Origin of the sequence: Caproicibacter fermentans (genome assembly GCF_014303955.1) — a bacterium.
GTDB lineage: Bacteria > Bacillota > Clostridia > Oscillospirales > Acutalibacteraceae > Caproicibacter > Caproicibacter fermentans.
This window is the reverse complement of record NZ_CP060286.1, coordinates 2,977,413-2,997,203: the sequence shown is the minus strand read 5'-3', so window position 1 is coordinate 2,997,203 and position 19,791 is coordinate 2,977,413. Positions and strand designations below refer to the sequence as shown.

The 19,791-nt window shown below is 58.9% G+C and carries 22 protein-coding genes; all 22 read right to left on the bottom strand.

What is annotated here, in order from left to right; genetic code table 11:
- Positions 1 to 5: 5 nt before the first annotated feature.
- Positions 6 to 935 carry a type II secretion system F family protein gene (locus tag HCR03_RS14875; RefSeq protein WP_187035103.1) on the bottom strand — a complete coding sequence of 310 codons (930 nt, stop codon included), beginning with the start codon at positions 933 to 935 and terminating at the stop codon, positions 6 to 8.
- A complete protein-coding gene (locus tag HCR03_RS14870; RefSeq protein WP_228724980.1) occupies positions 932 to 2,323 on the bottom strand; it encodes a CpaF/VirB11 family protein in 1,392 nt (463 codons plus the stop codon). Before HCR03_RS14870 ends, HCR03_RS14875 begins: the two co-directional genes overlap by 4 nt.
- Positions 2,320 to 3,132: an AAA family ATPase gene (locus tag HCR03_RS14865; RefSeq protein WP_187035101.1), complete on the bottom strand. Its 813-nt coding sequence runs from the start codon at positions 3,130 to 3,132 to the stop codon at positions 2,320 to 2,322. Before HCR03_RS14865 ends, HCR03_RS14870 begins: the two co-directional genes overlap by 4 nt.
- Positions 3,133 to 3,978: a Flp pilus assembly protein CpaB gene (gene cpaB, locus HCR03_RS14860; RefSeq protein ID WP_187035099.1), complete on the bottom strand. Its 846-nt coding sequence runs from the start codon at positions 3,976 to 3,978 to the stop codon at positions 3,133 to 3,135.
- A gap of 15 nt (positions 3,979 to 3,993) precedes the next feature.
- Positions 3,994 to 4,422, bottom strand: a complete 429-nt coding sequence (locus HCR03_RS14855; RefSeq protein WP_187035097.1) for a prepilin peptidase — start codon at positions 4,420 to 4,422, stop codon at positions 3,994 to 3,996.
- Complete coding sequence (locus tag HCR03_RS14850; protein ID WP_187038142.1) at positions 4,412 to 4,633, bottom strand: DUF6133 family protein; 222 nt, start codon at positions 4,631 to 4,633, stop codon at positions 4,412 to 4,414. The genes HCR03_RS14855 and HCR03_RS14850 overlap by 11 nt, the downstream gene beginning before the upstream one ends.
- Before the next feature lie 119 nt (positions 4,634 to 4,752).
- On the bottom strand, positions 4,753 to 5,163 hold the full coding sequence (locus HCR03_RS14845) for a SpoVG family protein (protein ID WP_187035095.1): 411 nt from the start codon (positions 5,161 to 5,163) through the stop codon (positions 4,753 to 4,755).
- A gap of 34 nt (positions 5,164 to 5,197) precedes the next feature.
- Positions 5,198 to 5,938: a DUF3849 domain-containing protein gene (locus HCR03_RS14840; protein WP_187035093.1), complete on the bottom strand. Its 741-nt coding sequence runs from the start codon at positions 5,936 to 5,938 to the stop codon at positions 5,198 to 5,200.
- A 53-nt stretch (positions 5,939 to 5,991) separates the two neighbouring features.
- Positions 5,992 to 6,558 carry a YodL domain-containing protein gene (locus tag HCR03_RS14835; protein WP_187035091.1) on the bottom strand — a complete coding sequence of 189 codons (567 nt, stop codon included), beginning with the start codon at positions 6,556 to 6,558 and terminating at the stop codon, positions 5,992 to 5,994.
- Between the two features lie 32 nt (positions 6,559 to 6,590).
- Positions 6,591 to 10,622, bottom strand: coding sequence for an S-layer homology domain-containing protein (locus HCR03_RS14830; RefSeq protein ID WP_187035089.1), 4,032 nt, complete (start codon positions 10,620 to 10,622; stop codon positions 6,591 to 6,593).
- Positions 10,623 to 10,682: 60 nt separating this feature from the next.
- The gene (locus tag HCR03_RS14825) at positions 10,683 to 11,255 is read right to left on the bottom strand and encodes a hypothetical protein (RefSeq protein ID WP_187035087.1); all 573 of its coding nucleotides are present in this window, start codon (positions 11,253 to 11,255) and stop codon (positions 10,683 to 10,685) included.
- Positions 11,248 to 11,541, bottom strand: a complete 294-nt coding sequence (locus tag HCR03_RS14820; protein ID WP_187035085.1) for an AbrB/MazE/SpoVT family DNA-binding domain-containing protein — start codon at positions 11,539 to 11,541, stop codon at positions 11,248 to 11,250. The genes HCR03_RS14825 and HCR03_RS14820 overlap by 8 nt, the downstream gene beginning before the upstream one ends.
- Positions 11,538 to 11,999: a hypothetical protein gene (locus HCR03_RS14815; protein ID WP_187035083.1), complete on the bottom strand. Its 462-nt coding sequence runs from the start codon at positions 11,997 to 11,999 to the stop codon at positions 11,538 to 11,540. The genes HCR03_RS14820 and HCR03_RS14815 overlap by 4 nt, the downstream gene beginning before the upstream one ends.
- A gap of 34 nt (positions 12,000 to 12,033) precedes the next feature.
- On the bottom strand, positions 12,034 to 12,960 hold the full coding sequence (locus tag HCR03_RS14810; RefSeq protein ID WP_187035082.1) for a DNA adenine methylase: 927 nt from the start codon (positions 12,958 to 12,960) through the stop codon (positions 12,034 to 12,036).
- Between the two features lie 4 nt (positions 12,961 to 12,964).
- Positions 12,965 to 13,168: a hypothetical protein gene (locus HCR03_RS14805; RefSeq protein WP_187035081.1), complete on the bottom strand. Its 204-nt coding sequence runs from the start codon at positions 13,166 to 13,168 to the stop codon at positions 12,965 to 12,967.
- Positions 13,169 to 13,325: 157 nt separating this feature from the next.
- Entirely contained in the window at positions 13,326 to 13,652 is a 327-nt protein-coding gene (locus tag HCR03_RS14800; RefSeq protein WP_187035080.1) for a hypothetical protein, read from the bottom strand.
- Positions 13,653 to 13,666: 14 nt separating this feature from the next.
- Positions 13,667 to 14,701, bottom strand: a complete 1,035-nt coding sequence (locus tag HCR03_RS14795; RefSeq protein WP_187035078.1) for a hypothetical protein — start codon at positions 14,699 to 14,701, stop codon at positions 13,667 to 13,669.
- A gap of 5 nt (positions 14,702 to 14,706) precedes the next feature.
- Entirely contained in the window at positions 14,707 to 15,930 is a 1,224-nt protein-coding gene (locus HCR03_RS14790; protein WP_228724979.1) for an antirestriction protein ArdA, read from the bottom strand.
- Positions 15,920 to 16,648 carry a DUF4314 domain-containing protein gene (locus HCR03_RS14785; RefSeq protein ID WP_187035076.1) on the bottom strand — a complete coding sequence of 243 codons (729 nt, stop codon included), beginning with the start codon at positions 16,646 to 16,648 and terminating at the stop codon, positions 15,920 to 15,922. Before HCR03_RS14785 ends, HCR03_RS14790 begins: the two co-directional genes overlap by 11 nt.
- A gap of 1 nt (position 16,649) precedes the next feature.
- Entirely contained in the window at positions 16,650 to 17,801 is a 1,152-nt protein-coding gene (locus HCR03_RS14780) for an LPD28 domain-containing protein (protein WP_187035074.1), read from the bottom strand.
- A 64-nt stretch (positions 17,802 to 17,865) separates the two neighbouring features.
- Complete coding sequence (locus HCR03_RS14775; protein ID WP_187035072.1) at positions 17,866 to 18,465, bottom strand: hypothetical protein; 600 nt, start codon at positions 18,463 to 18,465, stop codon at positions 17,866 to 17,868.
- A gap of 1 nt (position 18,466) precedes the next feature.
- Complete coding sequence (locus tag HCR03_RS14770; protein WP_187035070.1) at positions 18,467 to 19,633, bottom strand: antirestriction protein ArdA; 1,167 nt, start codon at positions 19,631 to 19,633, stop codon at positions 18,467 to 18,469.
- Between the last annotated feature and the right edge of the window lie 158 nt (positions 19,634 to 19,791).

Here is a 19,791-nt window from a genome sequence, read left to right as displayed (position 1 = left end):
CCGCGTCACCTCCTGTACTCGATGGGCTTCGTCAGCTTGATGACAAAAGCCGTGGAGATGAAAATGGCGGCCGCGCACACCGCGAGCGTGATCTGTCCCGCCGGCGTGTGCATCAGGGTATGGTACCAGTCCTTGTTCAGCAGGCGCATGATGGGGACATTTCCGGCCACCAGCATCGCCATGACAATGAATTCCTTCCGCGGCTCAAACACCAGGTATTCCAGCTCGGCGTTGACGATCCGCATATCGGACAGCTTACTGACGATGGGCGTCAGGGTGGTCTTCAGGCTTCGGTCATACTGGCAGGCGGCAAGCGCGTCGCACCATTCGTGAAAGACGTCATTTTCGATCTTCGGCTTCATGTCATGGAGCGCCGCCTCCACGTCCGGGCTGACGAGCTTCACTTGAGTCAGAAATCCGGCAAACACGCTCTTCACAGGCGGGTTCAGATACGCGATGCTTTCTTCCACCGCCGACACAATATTCTCATTGCGCAGGTAGGCTGTGGTAATAATCGACAGAGCCGTTTCCAGCTCGGACGCAACAGCCTTTTTGTAATGGCTGGCGGTCAGGCGGACATACCAAAGCGGAATGAACATCATCCCTATGGCCATTACCGGCACGAGGAACACGTTTCCGAGCAGGATGGCGAAGGCCGCGCCCACGGCGAAGCACAGCAGGGACGCCGCGCAGACAAGGGAAAACCGTCCGCTCCGGCCGGTGATCTTGAGGATTTCCTGCACCTCCGAGATTTCCCTGCGGAGAAAGGACGCCTTTTTGCGCCGCGCGGCCTCGTCGATCTCCGAGCGGAGGCTTTTGTTTCTCCGGGTCAGGAACCCGAACAGCCCGTCGGCGAATCCCAGCGGAGAGATTCCGAGCAGTAAAAAAGCGCCGGCGATCATGCCGACGCAGGCAATCAGAAGAATGGCGTTCACGCCGCCTCACCTCCCATGGAAAGAATGCTGCTCAGGACGGCCTGCGGCATCCCGTTTTCGAGGAGCCGCCTCTGAAGGCTCTCCGAGATCGGCTGCACGCTGCCGTGCTCGCCGGTGATGATGAATTTGCCCTGCTCCATGCGGTTCTCGGAAACGTGGTACCGGAACAGCGGGCGGAAGTTTCTTGTGCCATCCGGCAGAATCTCGCACTCCATGATCTCCATGATGCGGCGCTGCTTATTCTCCAGCTGCTTGCAGAAGGCCACCAGCGGATAGGCTTCCGTGACGTAGGCCATGAGCGTTTCATCCGACATATCCACGGCGCGCTTGCACAGCGCGACCATTCTGCGGTAGGCCGCGTCGCAGGAGGTTGCGTGGATGGTGGTCAGCACGCCGATGCCGGTCAGGGCGGCTTCCAGCGCCGCGTATGCCTCGGAGCCGCGCATTTCACCCACCACGATGAGGTCCGGGTTGAAGCGGAGGGACATGTCCAGCAGGCTGGTCTGCGTGATCCGCTGGCGCTCGTTCTCGCTGTCGCGGGTCAGGGTGTGAATAACGCTGTTGACCACCTTCCCGTTTTCCTGCCGCACCAGCGACAGTTCGCGGGAACCGTTTTCAATGGTGAATATGCGCTTGTTGTCCGGCACCGTCGTCAGGAGCCAGCCCGCCAGCGTGGTCTTGCCGGAGCTGGTGGCCCCGGCGACGCAGGTGGAAACCCCGTAGCGCAGGCATTCGGAGAGAAAGTCCAGCATCGGCCCGGTGGCGGTGCCGCCGTTTATGAAGTCCTGTTTTTTCATAGACTGCGGGTTGACGATACGGATGGACGCCGACACGCCCACGTCCTCGTCCACAAGCGGGGTCTTGAGCGCCGCGATGCGGATGTTCTTCGACAGATGCCCCAGCACGGCAGGGCTGGCGTTGTCCAGCACCATGCCGGACACATGGAGCATCCGGCGAACGACGTTGACGGCGTGCTCCGGACTGTCGAAGCGCTCGTCCAGCTTTTTCGTGACGCCGCTGCTGTACTGCACCTCCACGTCGTTCCAGGCGTTGACGTCGATTTCCTCGATGCCCGTTCCGAAGATGTATTTGGTCAGAAACGAAAACTCCGCCATTTCGGTGTATAGGGCGTCCACCAGCTGTTCCTGCGTCATGCCCTGCACCGACAGGCGGTAATCCTGCACATATTTGGCGATATACCGTTTGACCTGCGCCTTGACTTCTTCGGTTCCGCCGTCCGTGATCAGCGTCGCGTACTTGCTTGAAATGTATTCCTGCACGTCGCGCAGCACCGAGCGGAAATCCCGGACGGTTTCCCCGGAGGAAAAGAACAGATCCTGGCTGTCCGTCATGTTTTGGGAAGCTAAAAGATCGGGCCGTCTGCTCATACTCCAAAGACCTCCTTTGCGATTTTGGCAATCTCCGAGCGGAACCCCCGGCTGTCCTTAAGGGCCAGCTCGCCCAGCAGGTTCCCCTCCAGCGCCAGATTTTCCAGCTCGGAGGAATGCGGGATTTGAAAGGCCACGCTGCCCAGCACCTGCTCGATGTGCTCCCCGGCCTGATTGGATTTGACGTTGGAGGCCGCCTTGTACTGCTTGTCGGCGTCCCATTTCTGCTCCTTCAGGAGCGGAAGCTGGCTGGAAAGATAGCTGACGGATTTTAAATCGCAGTTCACCAGCCGGAGGACGGAGTCGGCCGACAGCAGGGCTACCGCCGAGAGAACGTCGTGGGCGATATAGCTGCCGCAGTCGACGATAATGGTCGGAGCGACGTCGCGCAGATGGTCCAGAAGCTCGGCCGCCAGCTCCTGGGTATAGGGCGGGTAGGTGAACACATTCTCGCCCTTGAGCATGCCGATAAGGGTCAGGTGGCTCATCTTTTTCAAGGTGACGCAGTTCTGCCTGACGAGGGTGTCGGTGATATGGGCCGCCGCGAGAATACTTCCGAGGGAGCGTTCACACTCCAGCTCTGCGGGCGGGCAGACGCAGGGCAGCATGGGAGCCGTCATGTCGCACAGCAGAAGCGCCACGTCGCGCTTGTGGTCTGCCAGATATTTGGCGAGGCGCACGCTGACGGTGGTTTTGCCGCTGCCGGGGCTGCCCCAGACCGCCAGCATCCGGATGTCCGGCTCCGCTTCCTCCTGGGAAGGGGCCGGTTTAGTTCGGGAGAAAATGCTCCCCTTCATGAAATTGAGCATTTATTTCCCCTCGCTTTCCGGCGCCGCGGAGCTTGTAGCGGGGGCATTCGTACCGGCGCCTGTTCCGCTGGAACTGCCTGTGGCAGAGCTACTTGCGTTTTTCGGGTACAAGGCCGCCAGCAGCTTATCCTGCGTCGCCAGAAATTCATCGGCCTTGTCTTTGCCACCCCGGTAGACAAGGGACAGATGGATGCTGCCCTCCGACTCCAGCTCCGCCAGAATCTTCGCCTGATTCGAGGTTGCCAGCAGGGTCACGGTGGCGGGGAGCTGCTTTTCCTCGTCCCCACTGTCGGATTTGCCGGACTCAGTCTTGGTCTGATCGGTGTCATTGCCGGAACTGGCTGTCACGCCGATGACCTCCACATAGGTCAGCTCGGGCGGGATGACCGTGGAGCCCTGCTTTTTGTAGTCCGGGGCGATGACACTGACGATGTCGCCCGCCGCCAGCTTCCCGGACAGCCCCTCCGCAAGGTTCTTGATGCTGACGGAAATGGCTTCCTTCGTCCCGTCCAGACTGGACAGATAGGCGTTTTCCGCCACCGGAGCGTCCGACAGTTTAGCGGAAAGAACATAATCGCCGGGAGCAAGGTCGGCCTTGGCATATTTGCCGACCACGGAATCGGCCTTTTTCATGACGGTTTCGGGCAGGTTGTAGCCGCCCACCTCCACCGTCTGGACCATGTCCTTTGTGATCTGCTCTCCGCTTTGGATGTCCTTGACCACCCTTACCACGGCGGTCTTCCGCGACACGCTCTGATTGAAAAGCGGCGTCAGCGCAAAGCAGATCAGCAGGGAGAGCACGATGCAGACGGCGCCCAGCGCCGTGCGGTTTTTCAAAAGCTTCATGGATATTTCCTCCCATCAGAAAAGAAAATAGGCTGCCAGGCAGCCGAGAGAGAGAAAGGGCGCGAGGGGATACGGCTTTTGTTCCGTATCCCCTCCGCGCGCTTTTCTGATTAAAATGTAAATGCAGGAAAACACCGCAAACGCGGTGAAGCTGAGAATGGCGGCGGCAAGGCTCTGCCGGAAACCCAGCACCAGCCCGGATGCCGCCATGAGCTTGATGTCCCCGCCCTCGATGCCGCCGAAAAACCGGGCGATCACCAGCGGGATCACCGCGATAAGCGCTCCGGCAAGATTTTCCGGCTCAAAGGCGAGGAGGCTCGTCAGGGCGATCCCCGCGCAGAGCAGATCCGGAATGATCCGCCCGCGGATATCGCATACCGCCGCGGCGGTCAGCAGAATGGTGAAACTGACTGCCTGCAGAAGGAGCGGCACATTAGCCGCCATAGTTGAACATGTCCTGAATGCGTTTCTTCAGGGTCGGCAGGACCGTTTCCCCGAACAGGGCGTAGAGTCCCGCCAGCAGCAGCGCACCGATGACGACGGCAATCAGGATTTTGATGGCCGTGTCCACGAAGCCCTCGCCGCTCTGGGAGCGGAGCAAGCCGCGGGAATTCAGGTAGAGCATGGTCAGCTCATATCTGGCCTTGTCCGCCATACGTTTAAGGCCGCATTTCGCGCGCCGCGCTGTGGAAATCAGGCCGTTTTTTGCGTTGCTCAGAAATTTCTTCATTTTGCTTTACCTCCAATATGTTTTTTCATAACAAAGGCGGGGCCTCACAGCCCCGCCATCTTCATACCGGAGCCCTGCTCCGGCGCCCGTTCAAAAGGGGGCGTTTCCGCCTTCTGCTGAGGCTGCCCCTGGCTCTGGCTTTGCGTAAGAGCTTGATGATAGGCGTCCAGCACCGCATTGTTGAGCTGTTCCCGGAATTCTTTGGTGACCGGAAAGCAGATGTCCTTGTACTCGCCGTTGCCCGCTTTGTAGCTGGGCATGGCGACGAACAGGCCCTTGGTGCTGTCCACCACTTTCACGTTCCGGATGGCGAAGCAGTCGTTCAGGTTGATGGACGCGAAGGCCCGGACGCTGCCCTCCGGCCGGATGGAGCCGATTTTCACGTCCACCTTCATCGGCAGGGGCTGTTCCGCGGCTGTCTGCGCCGTCTGCGGGGATACCTGGGTTTTACTCATGATCGTTTCCTCCTTCAGATTTTGGTGTTTGGGATCATTCCATCTTCATGCCGCCAATGCCTTCGGACGGCTGCTCCTGAAGCTCCGAGAGCTTTTCCTTTGCCCAATCGGGCAGAAGCTGCTCCCGCAGAACGCCGGTAAAATCAGCACGGTTCCAGCGTGTTTTTTCTCCGTCGTTCAGGCAGGTTGCGAACACCGCCCGGCCGGAGGAATTGGGGGCGCAGCCGAAGCCTCCGGTCGCCAGCCAAAGCTGATCCTGCTGGTTCCAGCAGCTCTCCTTCAAGATGTCCGGCGACAGCACCAGAACGCGGCCTTCGTAGCTCAGCTTTTCGGAGTCCGGCTCGCATTGGCCGGGGCCGAACAGGCCCAGCTCCTGATACGCGCGGCGGTACTGGTTGATGAAGCCGTCCAGCACGGCGGGGTGGCTTTCCGCCACGTACTCCAGATTGTGGTCTGTAAGGTTGTTCTTGTCGGGCGGGATGTACACGCTTTTTGCCCAAGTTTTGTTGTCATGGGAAAAGCGCCCGTCCCATGATTTTTGCTGTACGGTGTTTGCCAGCACCCGCTGAACGCGCTTAATGCCGTACTGTTCGATCACGCTCCGCGCGCATTCGACTTTGAGATGCATCCCGTCAAAATCTCTGCGGATCGCTTCCTCAATGGCGTTTTTGCACGCCATGTTCTCCCTGTGGCTCTCACGCCACAGGGAAAGCTGGTTCTGGCTTCTCGCTTCCTCGCAGGAATAGGGATAGACAGTGGAAAACTCATCTGACATTGGTAAATCCTCCTTGCTGTGAAATAAAAAAGCAGCCGTTCGGCTGCCGTGGGTCACAGGCTCATTTGTGGGCCCTGCTGTTGTTCCTGCTCCGGCGCCTGAAACGCAATCTCCTTAAAGCCGAAGCGGTCGACATAGTGAAAGGTACTGCCGGACGCGTCGTACAGCTCCACCACGTCCGATATGGAGAGGCTGTGTCCCTTGTAGCCGGGTGGGTGGTCAACATTGAATTTCTCATAGAGCGCTTCAAGGTCGTTGGTTTCCACCTCGCCGTCGTAGGCCACCTCATAATTTTCCGGGTCCGGCTCCCCGAAGCGTTCCGTCAGCTCGTCGTAGCCGATGAATTTCATCATGACGTCGGTATCGGGCTTCAGCTGATGAATCCGGCATTTTTTGAGCGCCCGCGGGGTTCCCTCCGTGTCGGGGGTGCCGGACGCAAGGCTGTCATAGGTGCCGGGCGTCCATTTTACGGAGAGCCCTTTTCTTTCTGAGAGATAAGACTCCATTTCATCGGTGCGGAACATGGGGTCGATGACCGCCGTGTTCCGCTTTGTGTCAAGATATCCCGCGGTGTTGCCGTAATACAGGATGCGGTTGTTTTTCATCTGAATACCGTCCATGGGGGGTCCTCCTTTCCCGGTGCGGTTGACCGTCAGCTAAAGTAGAATTCCACGCTGTAGGTGATGTTTGATTTGTTGTACATGCAGTCGTGGTTTGTGTAATAGTACATCTCCAGCTTCGAGTAGATGCCGGGCGACAGCGACCGCGTGAAGGTGATACCGTTCGTGGTGGTTCCGTAGTCCAGCTGGTCCCACTGCCCGGTGATGATGTTGTACCCGCGAACACGGCCAAAATCATTGCCGCAATGGCCCGAAACAGGCGGCACGGTGAAGGTATACTTGGTGATGGTCGCCCCGTCGATTCCGTTTTCGATGATCGTCGAGTCCGGCCCGGTCAGCGTCATGCCCCCGCCGTGGCTTGCGTCCGCGACAAAGAAGATGATAGCCGCCCAGGGGGATTCGGCGTCGGTGGAGTCGACCGCCTTTACCCGCACCACATTTTTGCCCAGCGGGTAGTCGGTGCTGGTCTGCGCGGGGCGGCCTTCCCAGACATAGGTGATCGCGTCGCCGTCCGGGTCGGTGCTGGAGGCCGTGATGGTGATGGCCGTGCCGGGCGCCACGGTGTTGCCATCCGGGGTGCGGATGATGACCGGCGTGGTGGGCGCGGAGTTTGCCACCGTGAAGGTGATGTCCGTCCAGTCGGAGGTAAGCCCCCAGGCATCCTTCGCGCGTACTCTCACGGTATGCGCTCCAACGGCATAGCAGCTGTCGGAGGTGTTGCCGGAGTATTCCAGCGTCACGGGATCGCCGTCCGGATCGGTTGCCGACGCGTTAATGTTGACCAGAAGATTTCCGTTCTTTGCGGTTCTGGTGACGGAGGCGCTTCCGATGGGCTTGTTCGGCGCGTTGTTGGTGACGGTGAAGCTCTGTGAATACTGGAAAGTCCTGCCCTCGCTATCGGTGGTGGTCGCCGTCAGGGTATAGCTTCCGGTGGCGCTGACGGCGATGCTGCCGCCGCTGTTGGTGAGGTTTTCGGTATAGCTGGCCGCGCCGCCGTCTTTGGTCAGCTCCCAGGTGAGGGCTCTGCCTTCAAGGCCGGTCGCTGACGGCAGGGACACGGTGAAGCTGGAGCCGATATGGGCGGAGGATGGAACGGTAAACGGGAAGCTGGCGACGGGTTTGATGGTCCCGGCGTTGGAATCAAAGATGAATTTCCGGCCGTTTCCGGCCGTGACCACCGCCCGCAGCTTCACGGAAACGGTCTTGTCCGTACTGATTCGCAGGGTGCCGCCGCTGTTATCCAGAGAACCGGCGGCGTATTCCGTATAGGACTTTGCTTCGCCGCCGTCCTCTGATAGAAACCAGTCCACGGTATCACCGTCCAGCTCGGTACCGGAGGCGGTGACCGTGAAAGCGTCGCCGCTGTAGGTCAGGGACGGGATGCCGATGCTCATGGAAGGGATGGGGTACACGGTGAGGCTCCGGCTGTTTATAAAGGTACGGCCCGCGGGGTCGGTCAGGGTCAGGATCAGCTGGTACCGGCCTTTTGCCGGGAAGGTGATCGTGCCGCCCTCTTTGGTAAGGGTTCCGGAAGTGTAGGCCGTGTAAGGCTCCGCGCCGCCGTCGTTCCGGATAACCGTCCAGTCGGCGGTGAGATTCTCCAGATTTGTGCCGCTGACGCTGACCGTTCCGGCTTCTCCGGCGTACCAGGTCTGCGGCGTGCTCATCGTGACGATCGGAACGGGATAGACAATGGTGGAGGCGCTGTAGGAGAACACCCGTCCCAGAGCGTCCGTCATGGAGGCGGTCAGAGTATAGTTGCCGACATCCTTGAATTGGATCTTACCGCCGTAGGCGTTCAGGCTGCCCTCCAGCACGTCGGTGAGTTCCACTGATTTGCCGCCTTTGGTCAGCGTCCACTCCACTGGCAGCACGTTGTTGTTGCCGCGGGTGCGCAGGTCGACGGTTCGGTCTGTATGGGTCGATGCCGGAAGCTCGAAAGAAATATCCAGCACAGGCAGGACTTCGATTTTCCCGCCGGTTTCATACAGGAACACGCGCCCGGTTTCATCCGTGATCCGGGCAATGAGCTCATAGGTGCCGGCGTGCTTGAACCTGATCTGTCCGCCGCTGTTTGTGAGCGTCCCGTCGACATAGGTGGACCAATCCTGAAAGCCGAAGCCGTTTTCGAGGAGCCATTCCACCTTCAGGCTCCCAAGCTCGCTGGTTTCCGGCGTTACGGTGACGGTGGTGTCGGTGTGGGCGGTTTCCGGCAGCTTGTAGCTGATGCCGGGGATGGGATAGACCTTGATGGGCGCGGAGTAGCTGTAGCTTCTGCCCGCGGGATCGGTGAAGGCTGCTTTCAGCACGTATTCGCCCTTTTCCTTAAAGCGGACGGTGCTGTCGGTATCCGTGAGCCTACCCTCCACATAATCGGAAAGGGCCGCGGCCTTGCCGTCTTTGGTCAGCGACCACTGAATTTCGGCGGTCCCGACGTTTTGGAAGGTCGCTTTTACCTGAACGTCGGTGTCCGTGTGCGCGATTTCCGGCAGGTAGAAGCCCACGGAGCCCACCGGGTAGACGGTGACGGTCTGCGAGGCTTCAAAGGCTCTGCCGGTTTCATCGGTCAGCGTCCCGGTAATCCGGTACACGCCCTTGTCCTTGAAGCGGACCTTGCCGCCCGCGTCGGTCAGCGTGCCCTCCAGCTCGTCGGACAGCGCCGCGGGCTCGCCGTTCTTTGTCAGGCTCCATATTACGGGCAGGCCATCCGCGTTTGTCAGCTTGGTGGCAACATCCACCGCGGTGTCTGTGTGGGACGTTTCCGGGAGCGTGAACGCAATACCCGCGACAGGATAGGCCTTCGTGCTTTCCGTATGCGTGAAGACGCGGCCGGTTTCGTCGGTAACGGAGGCGGTCAGGTTATAGCTGCCCTTGCTCTTAAAAGCGAAGGTTCCGCCCTCGTTGCCCAACGTGCCATCCAGAATGTCGGTGAGTTGGGCAGATTCACCGTCTTTTTTCGCCGTCCAGATGATGTTGTGGCCGTAGAGCGATGCCTGAGCGTAGGCCAGCGTGACGGATTTGTCCGTGTGGGTCGTTTCCGGCAGGTTAAAGGTCAGGTCGAGAACCGGGTACACGGTCACGGTTTTGGACAGCGTCGTTTCCTTTCCTCCGGCGTTTTTCGCCGTTGCGGTCAGGGTATAGACGCCGTCCTTTTTGAATTGAATGGTACCGCCCTCCAGCCCAAGGCTTCCGGTGACGGCGTCAGTAAGCTCCACCGGCTGCTCGGAGCCGTCCACGGCTGTTTTGGTCAGCGACCACGCAAAGCTCTGCGTGTATTTCCAGACCGGCATGACCTTGATTTCGGTATCGGTATGGGCGGTTTCCGGCAGCTCGAACCGCACCTGCGCGTCCGGATAATAATAGGAGCCACCGGAATCCGAATCTCCGGGAGTTGGCGTCGGGGTTGGCGTTGGTTTCTCCGGCTCGCTTGGGGTCGGCGTCGGCTGTTCCGGCTTGCCTGGGGTCGGGGTATCGGTTGCCGGGGAGGATGGCGTTGGCGTGACAGGCTTCGGATCGGCCTTCCCGGTCATATCGTCGGCCTCGCCCCTGGTCACCGGGTCGTTGGGGTGAAGCTTGCCATCACCGGTATCCCCGATGATCCCATCTTCTTTTCCGACGATGACATAGCCCTTATCGTCATCCGGAATATCCGACTGGTCGTCATAACCGCTGTGCCCCTGGGTGTTTTTCGCTTCGTCGTCCTGGCCCCTGGCCCGAACCAGCATTTTGATGATCTCGGCGCGGGTGATCGGCTCGTCTGGCTTGAAGCCGTCCGGATAATCGGCGGGATCAATGATGCCTGCGCTAACGAGTGCCTCGATGTACTTTTCCGCCCAATGCCCGTCGATGTCGGAGAAGGTGGGCGGGTCCTTCACCGCGCTTCCCGTGTCCAGCTTCAGCTCCTTCGCCAGATCCGCGGCGAACTCCCCGCGGGTGATGACGTCGTTTTTTCCGACGAAGCTCTCCGGGTGCAGACGGTAAGCTGTATAGATGCCGCCGCATACCAGAAGAACAAGCAGGAGAACCAGAAGCAGGACGCCCTTCCTTTTGTTTTTCAGGTTCATACGCTTTTTCATTCCTCTCTTTCATTTTTGGATTTGAATATGACAAAGGCCGGGTATGGTTCATAATTTCAGTTCCATGCCGTTATCCGGCTCCTGCCGCTGCGCGTCCGGAGCCTCCCGCGTCGGGAAGATGAGCTTGCCATCCCGCATTTCAAAAACGCAGCAGTCCTCACGGTCACAGATCATGAGGCGGTGCTGGTAGCGGCTCTGGATATCGATATATTCCCGGACCTCCAGATCGTTCGCAAGCGGGACGCCGGAGGCGTACCTGCCGTCCGGCAGAAAGCAGTAACCGAAAAACTCCGGCTCCTTCGGAATCTCCGAATCCAGCGGACGGATCTGCGAGAGCTGGAGCCGCGCGCGGTCGGGGAGCAGCTCGGGCTTTAACAGGCCGAGAAGCTCCCCGCGCCTGTACCGGACACACTCTCCGTTAACGAGGGAAACGGCGGACACGGGCCAGTTCGCCGCGTCTTGGATGCCATCCGCTCCTTGTGTGCAGAAGAAAAGCTGGCGGACGCCGTGCCGTTCCCCCGACAGAGCCTCCGGCTTGAGGACGACCACCATGCCGGAGAAAAAAGCATCATCCTCATTTGGAAGACAATCCTCCATGCCGTAGATCGTTTTTTCATCCATTGCGGTTTTCCTTTCTTTGCTGGAGAAGCTCCAGCAACCGGGCGGCGATGGCGATCTGCTTTTCCTCCGGCATCTCCCGGATCGCGGCGCGGACGTAAGCCTCCACCGCCTCCGGCGATTTATCCCCGATCTCGATGATGTCGATTTTCTTCACTGATACCCGTCCGTCCGAAAGCTCCAGCCGGACGATGTCGCCGTAATCCATGCCGGACGCGGCGCGGAGCTCTCTCGGAATGAGGACGCGGCCCTTGCCGTCCACGACCTTGTACATCTGCTTTGCTTTCATGCGAAGTAGCCCTCCTTTTTTATAACTTCCCGTACGGTGTCGGGATGGATGCCGAAGGATCGGAATATTTCCCTGAGACTGTCTGGCAGGCGGTCGAGGACGTCCGATTCCCGGATGATAATGGCGACGGGGACGCAGGTGACGTCCAGATCCCCGTCGATGGGGATGCCCGCGGCCCGCAGGAGATCGTGCGGCAGGGTGAAATCATCCGTTTCCTCAGCGTCTTCTTCAGCGCCTTCTTCGTCCTCGTCGTCACTGCGGTCCTGAGTCAGGAACGACAGGGCGGAATCCTTTGGCGCGGCCAGCAGCATCAGGCCGGGGAATTCTCCGGCCTCTGGAACGGCCAGGAGCGCGGACACCTCGCCACCGGGCCCGAACCCTTCGAGGTTTACGGACTCCATGGGCAGAATCAAGCGGCACTCCTTGTCAACATTTGCGGACACTTTCAAAAGCTTCATATTGGTTTCCTCCTAAAATTTATTGGATCGGATTTCACGCGGTAAGCCCGGCGGTGTCGAAAAGCCCCAGCTGGACCGGCATGTCCCGCAGGCGTTCGCCTGTGTCGTAGTTGGAGATCAGGACTTCGGCGTACTCGCAGCCGTTGTCGTACCGTTGTGCCAGATTGTTCAGGCGGCTGACCGCTTCGATCCGGAAGTCCTGATACAGCTCCCGGATGAATTCGCAGTCGTTGTAGCTAACTAAGAATTTGCCCTGGCAGCCCTTCAGAGTATCCCGCAGACGGAAGTGATCCTCTCTGCGGAACTCCACGGCGTAGTGGCCCTCCGTCAGATAGTACGGCGGGTCGCAGTAGATGAAGGCGTTTTCCCGGTCGTACTGTTTGATGAGCTCCTCGAAGTCCTTGTTCTCAATGACGGTGTCCCGGAGCCTCCGGCTGCCTTGCCAGATGAGGTCAAAGGTTTTGCGGATGTCGAAGGGCTGGCAGCCGTAGCTGGTGCAGCCGCTTCCGTAGCTGTAGCGGATCACCTTGAAAAACGCGGAGGCGCGCCGGATATCGTTCATCTCGGCTCTTTCCAAAAGAATCGCCTTGATCTCGTCGAACTGGACGGGCGTCAGCTCCCGCTGGGCAAGCTCCAGCTCCTGGCGCATAAACGCGTCGGTGAATTCCTCCTGCTCCAGAAATTTTCTCAGCACAAAGAATTCATCCCGGCCGTTCAGCGGCAGGAAACCCAACTCCTTCAGGAACGCCATCGGCTGGTCGCGGACGCAGCGGAACAGGTTGGCAAGGTCGGAATTGAAGTCGTTGTAGACCTCCATGGCGGCGTCGGGTGTTCGTCCGAACAGCACCCAGCCTCCGCCGCCGAAGACTTCGATATACCGTCCGAACTCCTTCGGCATTTTCTGATAAATGAGATCCCGCAGCGCTTTCTTGCCGCCCACCCAGCTGATGATGCTGTTCATCGCGTCACCTGCCTTTCCGGCTGCGGCTGAATCCGTCCATGTCGGTTTTCATGCAGGTGCCGTCTGGACTCCAGCAGATAAAGCCGACGCGGGGATACGGACAGCCATCACAGCGGGAGAGATCCCGCGGAGATGGTATGGTGTGTGTTTTCGGAGGGCCGGTCGCTCCGGCTCCTGTTTTTTCTTCTGCTTTGGTTTCCTGGCACATGGCGCGCTCCTTTCCCGGAAAACAAAAAAGGCGCCGCCTTTTTACAAAGACAGCGCTCTCATTTTCCGTATACGGTTGTGTATCGATTTAACGACGACCTGCTTTTTTCCTTGAAACGCAAAAAAGCACCTTCCGATTCTTTTAAAATCAGAAGGCGCTACATATGAAACTGCATTCCCTGGTCGGGATAAAGGATGGCGAAGCGTGAGGTCTGAAGCTCCGCCGCGGCGCCGTTTTTCACAATCTCAGGATGCATCCCGATCCAGCTCAGGTTTTCCGAGGAGGCGGGTTCGGGAGGGCCCTGCCCATAGCGGAAGGACTTGACGATAACGGCGATGTATTCCGATTCGCCGCAGTCCTCCACCAGCTCCCGGTATACTTTGGAGCCTTGGATTTCCTCCAGCTCAGGTATGCCGCCCATGATCCCGATATCCCGGATGCCGGTGTTGGTTTCCAGACCGACGAGAGAAAATATCTTGCTCATGCCGTCAGCCTCCTTCACAGGTTCAGGCTCAAATTCTGTTCCTGCGGGGCGGGCTCGCTGAATTCATGGAGGAACGCCCGGCCGTTCCGGGCGATGTATCCGTCCGCGCAGCGCTTGAGCCCTAGCCGTTCGATCTCGGATTTGCAGTATCCGGCATAGTCGAAGTACATGGCCGCGGCGCTGTCAGGATCGACGATCCCAGACCGCTCTGCAATCCGGCGCCCGAACTTTTCCCAATGTTCCTCGGAAGGAATGAAATCGTAGCAGTTCAGATTTTGGGAGATGTCCAGCGCCTCGTCGAGCCGGGTGCAGCCCTCCAGCTCCATTGCCGTCCGGAAATATTCGTCGAAGCAGGGCATTCCCTGTCCCTGTTCCTCCAGAACGTAACCGAGGTTATTACCGGCATCGATGAGCTGTTCGAGGGTTGCGTACTGGCTTGCGGGATTCGTGATGTTCCATAGGCAGCATTTTTCCTCCAGCAGGACCGCGCCGTCCCATCCCGTCACGCCGAGCGCTCTCCGCGCGGCGGCCAGCTCGTCCGGCTCGCCGGTGACGGGTTCGTGGTCGGGGAGTATGAGCCACACGCCGTCCGGACAGTGAGCGGACGCCAGCTTCAGCCGCATGACCGCTTCTCCGGCCGTCAGTCTGCTGAGAGAGTCTCCGGCAGTGTATCGCTGTTGGAGGGGCGAGGTCTGTTCCACGAAACCGCCCGATGTGAAAACGCCGCCATGCCGCTCCCGCAGGTCGCGTCCCCAGCGCGCCGTATCGAGAAGGGATATCCGCTTTTCGGGAATCTTTTCCCGATAGCGGGCGGCGTAAGCACCGAGCGCGGCATCGTCCGTCGCGCCAAGACAGAGGGAAAAGCTGTCGAGCTGCTCCGTCAGATTGATCAGATCCGCGGCGGTGTCGACGGATTGAAGCTGAGAGGCGCCCTCCAGCAGATACCGTTCCCGGACGGACATTTCAGAAAGACGCCAGCCAAGGTATTGTGTTTCCTCCGCCGTTCCGGGAAGTTCTTTCCACGGGTAGGGATACGGATATGCTTTCATCTCTTTCACCTCATTTCCATCTGCGGCCCGGGCCGGTTCAGGCACTGCTCCACCGTCTGGCCGTTTTGGGAGACGAGGATGCCGTAATCGGTGGCGGAGGCGAGGTTGTGCTCCATGAGCTTTTCACCGTAATGATGGAGAGCCGCGTCACCGGAAAACAGTTCCTCTTTCAGCGGGATTGAGCATTTCCCAAGCTCCGCTTTCGCGTAATCCGCGGGAGTCGCGGCTTCCCGCAAAAGAGAAAACTCGTCGGCCTGATACGCGAGGTCGAGCGCCTCGTCCAGCGAGATGTCGTCGGGAGCCACTGCGATCATGGCCTTGCAGACCGGGATGCCGCCCTCCCGGTCGAGGTACCGGAGCTGCCCCGCCAGTTCATTGACCAGCCCATAGCAGTCGCCGTTCGCGGCTTCCAGCTCGTCGGTGATCTTTTCCGTCAGCCGGGGGACGGCGCAGTCCACGGCGGTGAACGCGCATTCCTCCGGCGAGGCCGCCTCCACTTCCTTCACCGCGTGAAAAAGCTCCTGATCGCCGGCGGGCAGCTTCAGGAGCGCGGAAAGATCGTTTTCAGATTCTGGATCGTTGAAGCGTCCCTTCGTCACGCGAAGGAGCACGGTATAATCCGGCTTTTCGATGGGGACGGCCTCTCCGCTCTGGTACAGCCGCGCGATGATGCCGTTCTGCACCACATACCCGTGGGGCGTGAAGATGCCGCCCTCGCCCTCGCGCATCTCCCTGCCGATCTTGCCGAAATCCAGCCAGGCGTAGACGTCGTCCGGTACGCTGTCGAGCTGCGGGACGAATCCGTTTTCTGCGTAGAATTTGCCGAGGGATTCGTCGTCGTGCGCTTCATAGGCGATCTGGCAGTGTTCCATGCTGGCGGTCATGTTGATCAGCCGGTCTACGGGAATCGGCTCGTAGCAGGTCTGCACGGCGTCCATCATCACCATGCCCTCGAAGCAGTCCAGCTCCCAATCGCTGAGCGAGGAGAGCCGCTGACACAGGTGATTCAGCTCGTAGAGGTTGGAGCTTGGGCTGAGAAACTGCGGCAGGTAGTCCAGCTCGCAGCTCAGGATCTCCGTGGAGTAGATGACGCGCTCATCCGTCACGCGCGCCTTGTCCAGCGCGTCCAGAATCTCATAGGGCGCGGCGGGCAGCGTGAGGGTTGCGGGGGCATCTGCCCCGAGCGGGCCGGGACGGCTGATTTCCAGCTCCATGATTTTACTGTTCAAGCGTCATCCCTCCCATCTGCTGGCCCTGCTCCAGCTCGTCCCGCGTCATGATGCTCCAGCTTCTGTCGCTGCTCCACAGGCTGACATAAAGCTCACCGTCCCCGGTTTTGATCGGGCGCTGCTCGAACCCTTCTCCAAACCCATCAGCCGCTTGACCGACGACGGCGTCCTTGAGCTGTTCCAGCTCCGCGTCGGTAAGCTCGCCGCGCACCCGGCACTCGGCGACACCCATCAGGCGTCCGTCCACTTCCTCTGCCGTGAAAACATAGGATTGCACCTTGCGGTTCACGCCATCGTCCTTGCCGTAATATTCCATGAGGCCGCGCTCCGCTTCCTCCGGCCGCCGTTCTTTCAGAAGGGCGGCGAGGATGTGATCCTCATAGGAACAGACCGTCCGGCCGTCAAGCTCAACGGGATCGTCGTCCATGTCGCCGTATTCGTTGCGCTCATAGCTCCTGACGGTGAGCGGCATGTACAGCTTCAGCGTCTGAAAGGGCTGCGGAATGACAGAAAAGCGATCCTCACCGGGGATGAGGGCGAGGGTGCGACCGTTGTCCCATTGCATGTGTATCCCGCAGGCATCGTCCACAAAATCAACGGTTCCCTCGGTACCGGACGGCACCGGAGCGTAGGGATCGCGCATCTCCGTGAGCCGAACGCGGGTTCCGGGCGGATACTGCTCCTTCATGAATTTCACCCATTCGGGGTTCTGTATCATTTCATAAACCTCCCATCGTGATGCCCTGTGCGGGCGTCTGTTCTGCAATGGCTCCGCGCAGCGTTTCCATCGCTTCCGTTATAACCGGATCGCCGGAAAAGCTGGCAAGGCGGGTGTAATCCTCCGGCAGCTCCTGTTCGCCATTCAGCGTGATAACGAGATCCACGGTGGCGATTCCGTCCTTGGTCACGCCGAGCCGCTTGCTGCCGCTGTCCGTTTCGTTGTACAACCGGATCGCCTCCGGAAGTGTCAGGCCGCCGGTGAGCCTTTCACCGGGCGTGTTGTAATCCTGAAAAACGAACCAGCTGTAGCTGTGCGGCCGCGTGTTGTCCGCGGCGTTCCGGAGCATTTCTTTTCCGGCCTCCGTGAGACCATGTTTTTGTTCTGGAGATTCCTGTTTCATATTCATCCGCTGCGCCTGCAGGTCGAAGGCCGTGAGGTAGGCGTGATAATCTCCGGGGCCGGGATTGCATCGCAGACAGTAGCGGTACCGCCCGGTTTCAATCACATAGCCGTAGTTCTGCCGCCAGCCGCCCTCGATCTCTCCGCCGCGATTCCCGCAATAATTTGCCATGGCGCTGAGATTTTTCAGCGGGCCGGTTTCCATGAGCTCGTTGACCAGCTCTGTCAGCTCCGCCTTGAATTCGGGGCTGTTTAGCGACTCGTCGCCGCGGGGATGCCAGGTGTGCCAGAACTCGTTACCATCGCGACCAAAATCAATGCGGACATGGCCGATGGCGCCCAGCGCCGCGTCCTGTTCCTTCGGCAGGGCATAAAAAAATCCCGCCTCATTGGGAGAGGCGGGCCGCAGAATGAATTTCCGGTTGTCGGGCGGGAGTGCGATACCGTGTTCTTCGCAGAATTCCGGCAGCGTCAGGCATTCCCCGAGAAAATTGAGCTTGCCGCGCAATCGGCGGAAGCCCTCCTTGGGGATAGTCACCGGCTCGGCGGTCAGCACCGTACCGGCATGATTGACGGCAACCTGATTTTCCAGCGTCGTCGGTTTGCCGGGATCGTAGTCGGAACCGCGCAGGTCGTAGCAGTAGAAGCCTTCGGGTACCGTACCGCGGTCAACGCGGGAATCCGTAAAGAGGGCGGGTTTCCCGAAAAGCTCCACATGCTCATACTGTTCCTCTCTGGCGTTTACGCTCATGTGTAATTTTCATCTCCTTCTTGTTTTGTCAAGCACACAGGATACCATGAAGCGGCGGAAATAGCTATGCCATATTCATTCCGCCGAACTCCTGAGCCGGATGGGGCTGGGTAAAATCCAGCAGGGCCTGATCCGCGCTGTCTTTCCTGAGAACATAACCGCAGGAAATATACGCGCCGCCATGGTCGGCATAATACTCGGCACCGATCTTCCCGTAGTCCAGATAAGGCCGGACGCTCTCACTGAAAGGCTTGGCGCCGGATTCCACAAGGCAAACGCCCAGCTCCCGGTCGGTAGTGATTTCGGGAACGAGAATATAATCCTCCAGCCGTTCTCCGATGGCGATCACGTCATCCAGGTTATTTACAGACTCGGCGTCCAGCGCGCCCTCGAATACGAGGCACTGCTCACGGTCCAGCGTGTTGACGATCTCCGCAATGCGGTTCAGCTTTTTTAGCTGATCGGGATCATTCACGTCTGCGCGTTTCAAGTAGCGTCCGATATTCCAGACGTCGCTGATGGTGCCGTAGATGCGGGTGGAAGCGACATCGCTGCTTGTTTCATCCAGCTGTGACATTACCTCACCGACATCGGCTGGAGTTGCCGGAAGCTCCAGATATTCGTCGTCATAGGCGCCGTCTCGGGTCAACTGCAGCTTGAGCATGTCACATTCCTCCCAACGTCTGTTCCATCCGTTCCGTTTCACTGCCCGCCAGCACTTCCTCAATGGAAATGAAGCCGTGGTAGCTGACGTAGCCGTCGCCGACATACTGGCCCTGCTCCTGACTCATGCGCTGGTTTCCATACTTTTGATAGTTATAGAACTCATCCAGATTTTCATCGTATTCAAATCGACCGGATTCCGCGATCATGTACCGCCCGTATTCTGCGGGAGTGGAGACCTTCGAGATGAAATCGAACAGGTCGAGTTGTTTCAGAAGATTCCGCGCCTGGGCGAGATCGTCGGGTCGAACCATCTGAAGGACGGCACCGAGTTTTTGCCGGTTGCCCTGATCCAATGCCGCAAAGCCAGCGCACAGATCATTGACGTCATGGAGGTTCTCACCGACCAGCAGCGCGGTTAATTCCTGCGGCAGCTCGCTGTCGGAATACCGTAGCCGCATGTCTTCGGAAACAGAGATCCCGGTACGGATGGCAGCTCGTTCAATCTGCCAGTCGTTCATAGGAAAGTGGAGCCAGGTGATTGGCGCGGTATCTTGAGAAACCCTGCGATCCGTTATCGCAACGGTCAGCACGGTATTGCCGCTGTACAGGTAGTCGGGAAAGTGCTGTCCGTCGTAGAGTTGTTCCAGCTGCATGCTGTTATCATAGACGACGCCGTAAGGCGTGACCTTACCGTTCTCGTTGAGCAGAAGGGACAGGGCCAGCTTTCGGGCGTCGACTGACTGCAGTTCTTCTGCCGTCGCGCCGCCATGGGTGTCCAGATAATGCGCGCGACCAATGGAGGCGATGTCGGAAAAATCCTGCACCACCGTTGCGTCCTGACAGCAAAAAGTCAGATTAATGAAAGTGGTCATGTCAAAATAGCCGCGGCTGACAGCCACACCCTGAAACTGTGCAAGCTCGCGCCGGTCAAAGCTGTCCAGACGTTTGACGAGATAGTCCAGCTCGTCGACGTTCACGGCGGTCTTTTCAAGACGCTTGAGGATAGGAACGTCACCGCTGACCGAAGAAACGTAGCAGTCGCGCCCCGTAGCGCTGCCGATACCGATGGACTCCAAATCCGTGTATACATTTTCCGTGATGGGGAAACCGACTGTCACGGCAGGTGAGCCGGGCCGGTTTGGATTTGATAGGGTTGCGTAGACCATGGAGCATTCCGCCTTTCTTTTCTGAAATTTTATATTGGGGTATAAAAAAAGAGCCATGCTTTCCAATTGGAAAACATGGCTCTGCCCAAATTTTTTTGCTTGCGTTCACTTTATAAAAAGCAAAGTACCTATATAATTCATTATAAAACCACGAAAAT

Bases quoted from the DNA above. Each gene is read 5' to 3' on its own strand.
- HCR03_RS14845 (WP_187035095.1), bottom strand. From the start codon at position 5,163: ATGAGTAAAACCCAGGTATCCCCGCAGACGGCGCAGACAGCCGCGGAA.
- HCR03_RS14815 (WP_187035083.1), bottom strand. From the start codon at position 11,999: ATGAAGCTTTTGAAAGTGTCCGCAAATGTTGACAAGGAGTGCCGCTTG.
- HCR03_RS14830 (WP_187035089.1), bottom strand. From the start codon at position 10,622: ATGAACCTGAAAAACAAAAGGAAGGGCGTCCTGCTTCTGGTTCTCCTG.
- HCR03_RS14780 (WP_187035074.1), bottom strand. From the start codon at position 17,801: ATGAGCGTAAACGCCAGAGAGGAACAGTATGAGCATGTGGAGCTTTTC.
- HCR03_RS14835 (WP_187035091.1), bottom strand. From the start codon at position 6,558: ATGGACGGTATTCAGATGAAAAACAACCGCATCCTGTATTACGGCAAC.
- HCR03_RS14870 (WP_228724980.1), bottom strand. From the start codon at position 2,323: ATGAGCAGACGGCCCGATCTTTTAGCTTCCCAAAACATGACGGACAGC.
- HCR03_RS14795 (WP_187035078.1), bottom strand. From the start codon at position 14,701: ATGAAAGCATATCCGTATCCCTACCCGTGGAAAGAACTTCCCGGAACG.
- HCR03_RS14855 (WP_187035097.1), bottom strand. From the start codon at position 4,422: ATGGCGGCTAATGTGCCGCTCCTTCTGCAGGCAGTCAGTTTCACCATT.
- cpaB (WP_187035099.1), bottom strand. From the start codon at position 3,978: ATGAAGCTTTTGAAAAACCGCACGGCGCTGGGCGCCGTCTGCATCGTG.
- HCR03_RS14800 (WP_187035080.1), bottom strand. From the start codon at position 13,652: ATGAGCAAGATATTTTCTCTCGTCGGTCTGGAAACCAACACCGGCATC.
- HCR03_RS14805 (WP_187035081.1), bottom strand. From the start codon at position 13,168: ATGTGCCAGGAAACCAAAGCAGAAGAAAAAACAGGAGCCGGAGCGACC.
- HCR03_RS14820 (WP_187035085.1), bottom strand. From the start codon at position 11,541: ATGAAAGCAAAGCAGATGTACAAGGTCGTGGACGGCAAGGGCCGCGTC.
- HCR03_RS14865 (WP_187035101.1), bottom strand. From the start codon at position 3,132: ATGCTCAATTTCATGAAGGGGAGCATTTTCTCCCGAACTAAACCGGCC.
- HCR03_RS14825 (WP_187035087.1), bottom strand. From the start codon at position 11,255: ATGGATGAAAAAACGATCTACGGCATGGAGGATTGTCTTCCAAATGAG.
- HCR03_RS14775 (WP_187035072.1), bottom strand. From the start codon at position 18,465: ATGCTCAAGCTGCAGTTGACCCGAGACGGCGCCTATGACGACGAATAT.
- HCR03_RS14770 (WP_187035070.1), bottom strand. From the start codon at position 19,633: ATGGTCTACGCAACCCTATCAAATCCAAACCGGCCCGGCTCACCTGCC.
- HCR03_RS14850 (WP_187038142.1), bottom strand. From the start codon at position 4,633: ATGGCGGACAAGGCCAGATATGAGCTGACCATGCTCTACCTGAATTCC.
- HCR03_RS14840 (WP_187035093.1), bottom strand. From the start codon at position 5,938: ATGTCAGATGAGTTTTCCACTGTCTATCCCTATTCCTGCGAGGAAGCG.
- HCR03_RS14785 (WP_187035076.1), bottom strand. From the start codon at position 16,648: ATGATACAGAACCCCGAATGGGTGAAATTCATGAAGGAGCAGTATCCG.
- HCR03_RS14810 (WP_187035082.1), bottom strand. From the start codon at position 12,960: ATGAACAGCATCATCAGCTGGGTGGGCGGCAAGAAAGCGCTGCGGGAT.